This is a genomic window from Oerskovia sp. 140933 (assembly GCF_059651515.1).
Genome location: NZ_JAMXIO010000036.1, coordinates 25,059 through 33,630 on the forward strand (window position 1 = coordinate 25,059; position 8,572 = coordinate 33,630).

Here is an 8,572-nt window from a genome sequence, read left to right on the forward strand (position 1 = left end):
AGCGCCTCGGCACCCCGTCGCGCGGAGCGCCTCAGCACTCGATGACGTTGACCGCGAGGCCACCCGTCGAGGTCTCCTTGTACTTGGTCGACATGTCGAGCCCCGTCTGGCGCATGGTCTCGATGACCGTGTCCAGGGAGACGACGTGCGCGCCGTCCCCCTGGAGAGCCAGCTTGGCGGCCGAGACCGCGGTGCAGGCCGCGATCGCGTTGCGCTCGATGCACGGGACCTGGACCAGTCCGCCGACCGGGTCGCACGTGAGCCCCAGGTTGTGCTCCATCGCGATCTCCGCGGCGTTCTCCACCTGCGCCGGGGTGCCGCCGAGCACCGCGCAGATGGCTCCCGCCGCCATGGAGCAGGCCGAGCCGACCTCGCCCTGGCACCCGGCCTCGGCCCCCGAGATCGACGCGTTGCGCTTGTAGAGCGCCCCGATCGCTCCTGCCGTGAGCAGGAACGTGCGCATGGCGAGGCGTGCGGCGTCCTCGTCGGCCGCGAGGTCGGGGTGTATCCGCAGGAAGTGCCTGCCGACCGCGGGGATGATGCCCGCGGCCCCGTTCGTGGGGGCCGTGACGACGCGACGGGCGTCGGCGTTCTCCTCGTTGACGGCCATGGCGTAGGCCTGGAGCCACTCGATCGAGTGGTCGTTGTGTGCGGTCGCCCCGCTCGCGGCTTCAGCGGCCTCGAGCTTCTCGCGCTGCGCCCGGGCCCGACGGCGGACCTTGAGCCTCCCCGGAAGCATCCCGCGGCGGTCCAGGCCCGCGTCGACGCACTCGCTCATGGTGCGCCAGATCCGGTCGAGACCCTCGCCGACCTCTGCGGCGGGCCGCAACGACACCTCGTTCTCCCACGCGGTCTCCGCGATGCTGCGCCCCTCCAGGGTGCACGACGCGAGGAGCTCGGCCGCGTTGGCGAACGGGTGCGGGACGTCCGCAGGCTCGGTGGCCGGGTCGATCGGGGCGCCCGCGAGCTCGGCTGCGTGCTGGGCCTCCTCGTTCGCCGCGGCGGCGTCGAGCTCCTCCTGCGTGAGCACGAACCCGCCGCCGACCGAGTAGTACACCTGCTCGGCCACGGCCGCGCCGCCCGCGTCGAGGGCCGTGAACCGCATCCCGTTGGGGTGCCCGGGCAGGCGTGTGAGCGGCGCGAGGCGGACGTCGGCGCTCGACATGGTCACCGTGCGGCGGCCCAGGAGCCGGACCTCGTGCCCGTCGCCGAGGCGCTCCCAGCACCCCGGCACCTCGTCGGGGTCGCACGTCTCCGGGTCGAGCCCGCGCAGACCGGCGACCACGGCGTCGGGTGTCCCGTGCCCGATGCCGGTCGCGCCGAGCGACCCGCACAGCACCACCTTCACCCCGGTCACCTGGTCGAGGAGCCCCTGCTCGTCGAGCGAGCGCGCGAACGTCGTGGCCGCACGCATGGGGCCGACCGTGTGCGAGCTCGACGGCCCGATGCCGACGGAGAAGAGGTCGAGGACGCTGACGTACGAGGACATTGCCCCATGGTCGCATCTCAGAGGGTGGACAGGCCCGTCGGCCCTGGGGCGAGGCGGTCGTGGCGGCCGACAGGGCCCGACAGGTCGGCGTCCGGGCTACCCGGCGTCCCCCGTGCTGTCGCCGCTCCCGGGCCTCCCAGGGGTCCCGGTCACGACCGGGCACGTCGCGAGGTGGTCGTCCACGAGCCCGCACGCCTGCATGGCCGCGTAGGCGGTCGTCGGGCCGATGAACCGGAAACCCTCCTTCTTGAGCGCCTTGGCCAGGGCGACTGACTCGGGGGTGCTGGCTGCGACGTCCGCGAACGTCCGGGGACGTGGTCGGTCGGCAGGGGTGCCGTCGTCGGGCGCTCGGGAACCTCCCGGGGCGAACGACCAGAACAGCTCGTCGAGCGTCCGGCCCTGCTCGTGCAGCGCCAGCAGGGCGCGTGCGTTCGAGATGGTCGCCTCGATCTTCATGCGGTTGCGGATGATCGTCGCGTCCTGGAGGAGCCGCTCGACGTCCTCCTCGGTGAAGCGTGCGACGACCTGCGGGTCGAAGCCCGCGAACGCTGCGCGGAACGCCGGTCGCTTGCGCAGGACCGTGATCCACGCGAGGCCGGACTGGAAGGCCTCGAGGGCGAGCCGCTCGAACAGGGCCTCGTCCCCGTGGACCGGCCGCCCCCACTCGATGTCGTGGTACTCCTCGTAGAGCGGGTCGCCGTCGCCGAAGCAGCGGGCGCCCGGGGCCGGGACCGCAGGTGCGTCGGCCGGTGCGGCGAGCGGCGCCGTGGGCTCGGGGGCGTGCTGGTCGGTGGCGTCGGTCGTGGTCATGACCCCACTCTTGCGCACGACGCCCACACACGGCCGGTCCGGTCGGCGCGCTGTGGAGGACGTCGCGCGGTCGCGCGCCTGTGCACGGCCCGAGCTCGCGGAGGCCTGCGGATCAGACGTCGGCGACCCGAGGGGGGAGCTGCTGCTCCGCGATCGCGCGCAACGCCTGGAGATGCCCGGTCAGTGCGGTCCTACCGGATGGCGTGAGGGCGGCCCAGGTCCGTGGCCGCCGACCGACGCGGTCCTTGGTGATCTCCACGTACCCGGCGTCCTCGAGAACCGTGAGCTGCTTGGAGAGTGCCGAGTCGGACACCTCGATCGCGTCGCGCAGCGACTTGAAGTCGGCCTTCTCGACCCCGGCGAGCGCCGCGACGACCGAGAGGCGGACGGGGGAGTGGATCACGTCGTCGAGCCGGTGGCGGGGGTGCGACGCGGTCATGCCGTGCGTCCCGCGTGGCGAGGCAGGAGAGCGACCGCGACCATCGGGACGACGGTGACCAGCGCCGCGGGGAGCCAGTAGGCGAGGTTGCCCGCCTGGGCCGGCAGACCGAGGACGAGCGTCGCGCCGTAGAGCACGGCCCAGAGGACGACCGCGAGCAGGTAGCGGCCGTTCAGGCTGCGCGCCCGGATGCCCTGGCGGGCGGCCCAGATCGCGATCGTGCCGGCGAACAGGGGGCCGATCAGTGAACCGATCACGATCCCGGGGATCCCCCCGAGGCCCACGAGCAGCACGACGGCGATCGTCATGGCCGCCCAGGCGAGGAGGAGGCTCCGGACCCACCGGTGACCGATTCCCGCGGTCCTCGCGGTGCTCCGTGCGGCGAGGTCGAGGGCGGCCTCCGCCTCGCGGGGGGTCGGGGTGGTCGTGGTGGGGGCGTCGTTGCTCATGTCGTACATCGAAGCATCTACTTTCCCAATTGGCAAGTAGAGGCGCGATCGGCATGTGGTGTGGCTCCGCCGCTGACACGGAGCGAGGGCGGTGGGAACCGCGCCCAGGTCAGGGACGCGGTTCCCACCGCCCTCGAGAGGCGCGGCGTCACCGTCGACTGTGAGGCGCCGCGCGGGAACGCGCTGGTCTGCCGTTGCTCAGATGGTGAGCCGGCGGCGCAGTCCCAGTCCGATCCCGACGACACCGGCGAGCAGGCTGCCGCCCGCGATCGCCGACATGCCGAGCGAGAGCTTGCCTGCCGGGCTGTTCTCGACGTCCGACTTCATCTTGGTCGTCCCGTCGGAGATCTCGACGGTGCCGTCGGCCAGCGTCCCCGCACCCTCGGCCAGCGTCGTGGTGCCCTCGGCGAGCTCTCCTGCACCGTCGGCCAGCGTCGTGGTGCCGGCGTGCAGCGTGCCCGCGCCCTCGGCGAGAGCGGCGTTGCCGGCGGCCAGGGTCGTCGCACCGCTCGAGAGGGCGTTGATGCCGGTGTGCAGGTTCAGCGACCCGGTCTCGAGCCGGGTCGTCCCAGCGAACAGGTCCCGGGCGCCCGTGGCAAGCTTCGTGTTGCCCGCAGCGAGCTCGCCGAGCTTGGTCGAGAGCGTGCCCGCCCCGTCCGCCGCCGCCCAGGCCCCGTCGGAGACCTTGAGGGCGCCAGGGGCGAGTGCGCTGAGCCCGGTGTTGAGGTCGCCGGCGCCGGTGGCGGCCTTCTGGATGCCGGGGGCGAGGCGGCCCAGGCCGTTGGTGATGTCGGTGGAGCCGGTGGCAGCCTTCTGGATGCCGGGGGCGAGTGCGCCGAGACCGTTGGTGATGTCGGTGGAGCCGGTGGCGGCCTTCTGGATGCCGGGGGCGAGTGCGCCGAGACCGTTGGTGATGTCGGTGGCGCCGGTGGCGGCCTTCTGGATGCCGGGGGCGAGTGCGCCGAGTCCGGTGTTGAGGGTGGTGGCGCCGGTGGCGGCCTTCTGGATGCCGGGGGCGAGTGCGCCGAGTCCGGTGTTGAGGGTGGTGGCGCCGGTGGCGGCGTCCTTCGCGCCGGTCGCGACCTCGGCGGCGCCGGGGGCGAGCTCGCCGAGCTTGGTGCTCAGCGTTGCTGCGCCGGTGGCGGCGGCCTCGGCGCCCGTGGCGACGCGCTGCGACCCGGCCTTGACCTGTGCAGCGCCGCGCGAGAGATCGCCCAGCCCGACGGAGAGCTGTCCGGCCCCGTCGGATACCTGCTTCGCTCCCGTCTTCAGGGTCTGGGCACCCCTGTCGAGGTCCGCGCTCCCGGTCTTGAGGGTGGCGGATCCCGCCGTCAGGGACCGGGCGCCGTTCACGAGCCCCTTCTCCCCGGCCAGTCCCACGTGGAGCTGGGCAGTTCCCTCGGCGACCTTCTTCGCCCCGGACTCGACGGACGATGCGCCCGCCGAGAGCTCAGCGGCGGCACCTGCGAGCCGATCGAGCTGGGCCTTCAGGGGAGAGTCGGCCGGTACCGCGTCCGACACAGCGGCAAGACTGGTGGCAAGGTCCGCGGCACCGGACTCCACGCCAGCGGCACCTGCTGCGACTCCCGCCGATCCGTCCTTCAACGACTTCGCCGAGACCGCTGCCTGGTCCAACCCGGCGGCCAGCGCACTCGCGCCGTCATGGAGCTGAGCTGCGCCGGCCGCGACGGTGGCGGAGCCGCCGGCAAGTGCGGTCGCGCCGTCGGAGACGCCGCGGGCACCGGTGGCCAAGGAGCTGCTGCTCGTGGCGGCTCCGGCCGCACCGGTCGAGAGGGTCGAAGCCCCCAGCGCGAGGTCCGCTGCGCCCGGGGCCAGCTCGCTCGTGAGCTTGCCGCTCAGGTCGCCGGATCCGGCGTGGAGCTGGGCGGCGCCGTCGGCGACCCTGGCGGCCCCCGGGGCGAGCTTGTCGTTGAGGCCAGTGGTGAGCGTCTGTGACCCGGCGAAGGCTCGGGCTGCTCCGGGGGCGAGCTCGGTGTTGAGACCCTTGCTGAGGTCGCCCGATCCGGCGAGCAGCAGCGATGCTCCGGGGGCGAGCTCGGTGTTGAGGCCCTTGCTGAGGTCGCCCGATCCGGCGAGCAGCAGCGACGCTCCGGGGACGAGCTCGGTGTTGAGGCCCTTGCTGAGCTCGCCCGATCCGGCGAGCAGCAGCGACGCTCCGGGGACGAGCTCGGTGTTGAGGCCCTTGCTGAGCTCGCCCGATCCGGCGAGCAGCAGCGATGCTCCGGGGGCGAGCTCGGTGTTGAGGCCCTTGCTGAGCTCGCCCGATCCGGCGAATGCCCTGGCCGTGCCGTCGGAGACCTTGGTGGCTCCCGGTGCCAGCTCGGCGGAGATCTTGCCGTCGAGGGTCTGCGCCCCGGCGGCGAGCTTCCTCGAACCGTCTGCGGCCTCCGCGGCCCCGGGGGCCAGCCTGGCAGCTCCGGCGTTGAGCTCGTCGGCCCCGGCGGCGAGCTGTGCTGCACCGTCGAGCGCGGTCACGCCGCCGTCCGCGAGCTGGGTCGCGCCGGTCGAGGCCTGGGTCGCGCCGGTCGACAGCTTCTTGGCGCCGTCCTCGAGGTCCTGGGAGCCGTCTGCCAGCTTGCCCGCGCCGTCCTCGGCGCGCTGGGCGCCGTCGGACAGCTCGGCCGCGCCCGCCTCGAGGCGGGAGGCTCCGTCGTCGAGGCGCGTGGCGCCGTCGGCGACCTTGCCGTTGAAGATGAGCAGGTAGGCGACGAGCACGATGACGGCGAGCGCCAACGCGACCAGTGCGCCGATGGTCAGGGCTGAGTGCGCGCGTGAGACGCGCGGGGAAGCGTGGTTGGTCATGTGCGAGGTCCTCTCGTGGCCGGCGTCGTTGCCGGTCTGATCCCGAAGAGCCCATCACCTTGGTGCGACTTCGAGTATCAGATAGATCGCGGCCGACGCTAGCAACGGCCAGGAGAGGAAGGAAAGCAAGTATCTGATACTTCGAAAATCACAAGTTGGTAAAGAACGGCGTCGGTCATCGACGAGCGCGTTCCCGCGACCGACCAGGCGTCCGTCGGACGCACGGACGCGTACCGGGGGGCCGCACGCGCGGAGGCCCGTCGCGACGTGCGCGACGGGCCTCCGGGATCACGGCACCGGGCGGGTGCTCAGATCTCCAGGTTCGCGAACAGGACGCTCGCGAGCGCGAGCCCCACGACGAGGTTGAAGAGCGCCGCCGACCCGAACACCACGACGGGCTTCCAGCCCGCCTCCCGGACCGCCGTCACGTTGAACTCCAGACCGATCGACACGAACGCGATGATGAAGAACACCGTGCTGAGCGACTTGAGGATCGCGATGTCCGCCGCAGCCGCGTCCGCCCCGACCGAGCTGACGTAGACCGTCGCGACGACCGAGGCGAGCAGGAACCCCAGGACGAACTTGGGGAAGCGGACCCACAGCTCGCTCCATCGGGGCGCCGCCGCTCCCGGGACCCGGTCCACGCGGAACGCGAACCACGCCGTCAGGGCGATCGCGACGACCCCGATCAGGGCGTTCTGGGTCGTCTTGACGATCGCCGCGACCTGCAGGGCCTCGTCCCCGGCCAGGGCCCCCGCAGCGGTCACGGCGGCCGTGGTGTCGATGTTCCCGCCGATCCACGCCCCGGCGACGGCGGGCGACAGGCCCAGCGCCTCGGCCAGCGCGGGCAGGACGAAGATCGACGGCAGGGCGAACAGGATGACGAGGCTGGCCGCGTACGCGAGCTGCTCCTTCTTGGCCTGCACGGCGCCCGCGGCGCTGATCGCCGCGCTGACCCCGCAGATCGACACCGCGCTCGCGAGCAGCGCGCGGAGCTTGTCGTTCACGCCGAGACGTCCGCCGAGCCACCACGTGAACCCGAAGACCAGCGTGATGAGCAGGACGGCCTGCGCGATGGCGGGCCCGGCTGCCGACACGATGAGCGACAGGTTCACGGTCGCCCCGAGCAGCACGAGGCCGGTCTTGATGAAGAACTCGGTCCGGAAGGCTGCCGCGAGCCGCGACCGGAGACCCGCGGCCGACAGCACGGCGTTGCCGAGGAGCCCGAGCGCGATCGCGTACACCGGGTACTCGACGGACTTCGCGACGCCGCCGAGGGGCGTGTCCGCGAGCCACTCGGGGACGTTCTGCTCGAGGAAGCGGGTCAGCCAGGCCAGGCCCAGGAGGACGACGAAGCCTGCGACCAGGTAGGCGGCCCCGGGTGACCGCCCGTCCTGGACGACCGAGTCCTCGAGGCTCGCCCGGGGGGCGTCGCCGACGGCTCCGTCAGGTCGGGTGGTCGTGCCGGTGTCCGGGGTCGTCGCGCTCATCAGGGCACCAGCCCTTCGGGGATCAGGCCGAGGAGGCCGACGGCGACGACCGCCAGGCCGACGACGGTCGCCAGCCAGTCCTCGGAGACGTGGACGCGGCGGACGCCGTCGACCGTGACGGCAGGGGTGGCAGGGGCGTCGGGGGTGGCGGTGGTCGCCGGGCCGGTGGCGTCCCGGGGTGGGACGGGGCTCTCGGGTGCGGGCATGGCAGGTCCTTCGGAGGTGGTCGGGTACGGGCACGGCGCGGGCGACGGGGGCCGACGCGCGCTCGTGCACGCTCGCGCCGTCGCCCTACGTACACCCGACCGTGCGGCCGGCCGTCCACCTGACCGGTACGTCGTGGATCTGCATGGGCCACAGGGTGGCGGTCCCCGCGGGGCGGAGCAAGGGGGTGTCCAGCGTCCGGGAGGACGTAACGCCCCGTGAACGGGACGGACCGTCAGTCCTGGGCGAGGGCCCGCTCGAACGCGCGGAGCAGGCGCTCGGTGAACAGCACGAAGCGCACGTCGACCACGCCCCGGTCGCCGTCGGCGCCCCAGGCACGGACCGCCTTCACCGCGACGTGGGCGACCTCGTCGCCGTCCCACCCGTAGACACCCGCGCTCACCGCGGGGAAGGCGACCGACGTCGCCCCGAGGTCCGCCGCGACGTCGAGCGAGCGCGTGAAGCACGAGGCGAGCAGCGCGGGGTCGGTCTGGCCGCGGTGCCGGTTCGGACCGACGGTGTGGACGACCCAGCGAGCGGGCAGGTCGAAGCCCGGCGTCGCGACGGCCTGGCCGACGGGGAGCCCGTCCGGCAGCGTCGTCCGCCGCAGCTCTCGGCACGCGGCGACCAGCCGGGGACCGGCCTTGGCGTGGATCGCGCCGTCGACCCCGCCGCCCCCGAGCAGTGAGGAGTTCGCGGCGTTGACGATCACGTCGACGTCGACGGTCGTGAGGTCTCCGAGCTGGGCGGTGAGGCGCATGCCCTCATCCTCGCGTGCGGCGCGTCCCGCCGACCGCCCGCGCGCGACGCCCGGCGGTCACGTTCGTCCGGGGACGCAGAAGGCGGCCCGACGACGTCACGCACGTGA

At 73.2% G+C, this 8,572-nt stretch carries 8 protein-coding genes; all 8 read right to left on the reverse strand.

The features are described from left to right. Positions 1-31: 31 nt before the first annotated feature. Entirely contained in the window at positions 32-1,489 is a 1,458-nt protein-coding gene (locus NHG27_RS16045; RefSeq protein WP_497016958.1) for an L-serine ammonia-lyase, read from the reverse strand. Between the two features lie 96 nt (positions 1,490-1,585). Next, positions 1,586-2,299, reverse strand: coding sequence for a DNA-3-methyladenine glycosylase I (locus tag NHG27_RS16050; RefSeq protein ID WP_497016959.1), 714 nt, complete (start codon positions 2,297-2,299; stop codon positions 1,586-1,588). A gap of 112 nt (positions 2,300-2,411) precedes the next feature. Beyond that, positions 2,412-2,738, reverse strand: a complete 327-nt coding sequence (locus NHG27_RS16055; RefSeq protein WP_193719851.1) for a winged helix-turn-helix domain-containing protein — start codon at positions 2,736-2,738, stop codon at positions 2,412-2,414. Next, complete coding sequence (locus NHG27_RS16060; RefSeq protein ID WP_497016960.1) at positions 2,735-3,187, reverse strand: hypothetical protein; 453 nt, start codon at positions 3,185-3,187, stop codon at positions 2,735-2,737. The genes NHG27_RS16055 and NHG27_RS16060 overlap by 4 nt, the downstream gene beginning before the upstream one ends. A 198-nt stretch (positions 3,188-3,385) precedes the next feature. Then, on the reverse strand, positions 3,386-6,010 hold the full coding sequence (locus NHG27_RS16065; RefSeq protein ID WP_497016961.1) for a hypothetical protein: 2,625 nt from the start codon (positions 6,008-6,010) through the stop codon (positions 3,386-3,388). A 308-nt stretch (positions 6,011-6,318) separates the two neighbouring features. Further along, positions 6,319-7,500: a YeiH family protein gene (locus tag NHG27_RS16070; protein WP_193719849.1), complete on the reverse strand. Its 1,182-nt coding sequence runs from the start codon at positions 7,498-7,500 to the stop codon at positions 6,319-6,321. Next, the gene (locus NHG27_RS16075) at positions 7,500-7,706 is read right to left on the reverse strand and encodes a hypothetical protein (RefSeq protein WP_497016962.1); all 207 of its coding nucleotides are present in this window, start codon (positions 7,704-7,706) and stop codon (positions 7,500-7,502) included. Before NHG27_RS16075 ends, NHG27_RS16070 begins: the two co-directional genes overlap by 1 nt. Before the next feature lie 233 nt (positions 7,707-7,939). Continuing rightward, positions 7,940-8,464: an O-acetyl-ADP-ribose deacetylase gene (locus tag NHG27_RS16080; protein WP_497016963.1), complete on the reverse strand. Its 525-nt coding sequence runs from the start codon at positions 8,462-8,464 to the stop codon at positions 7,940-7,942. Between the last annotated feature and the right edge of the window lie 108 nt (positions 8,465-8,572).

Bases quoted from the DNA above. Each gene is read 5' to 3' on its own strand.
- NHG27_RS16045 (WP_497016958.1), bottom strand. From the start codon at position 1,489: ATGTCCTCGTACGTCAGCGTCCTCGACCTCTTCTCCGTCGGCATCGGG.
- NHG27_RS16050 (WP_497016959.1), bottom strand. From the start codon at position 2,299: ATGACCACGACCGACGCCACCGACCAGCACGCCCCCGAGCCCACGGCG.
- NHG27_RS16055 (WP_193719851.1), bottom strand. From the start codon at position 2,738: ATGACCGCGTCGCACCCCCGCCACCGGCTCGACGACGTGATCCACTCC.
- NHG27_RS16060 (WP_497016960.1), bottom strand. From the start codon at position 3,187: ATGAGCAACGACGCCCCCACCACGACCACCCCGACCCCCCGCGAGGCG.
- NHG27_RS16065 (WP_497016961.1), bottom strand. From the start codon at position 6,010: ATGACCAACCACGCTTCCCCGCGCGTCTCACGCGCGCACTCAGCCCTG.
- NHG27_RS16070 (WP_193719849.1), bottom strand. From the start codon at position 7,500: ATGAGCGCGACGACCCCGGACACCGGCACGACCACCCGACCTGACGGA.
- NHG27_RS16075 (WP_497016962.1), bottom strand. From the start codon at position 7,706: ATGCCCGCACCCGAGAGCCCCGTCCCACCCCGGGACGCCACCGGCCCG.
- NHG27_RS16080 (WP_497016963.1), bottom strand. From the start codon at position 8,464: ATGCGCCTCACCGCCCAGCTCGGAGACCTCACGACCGTCGACGTCGAC.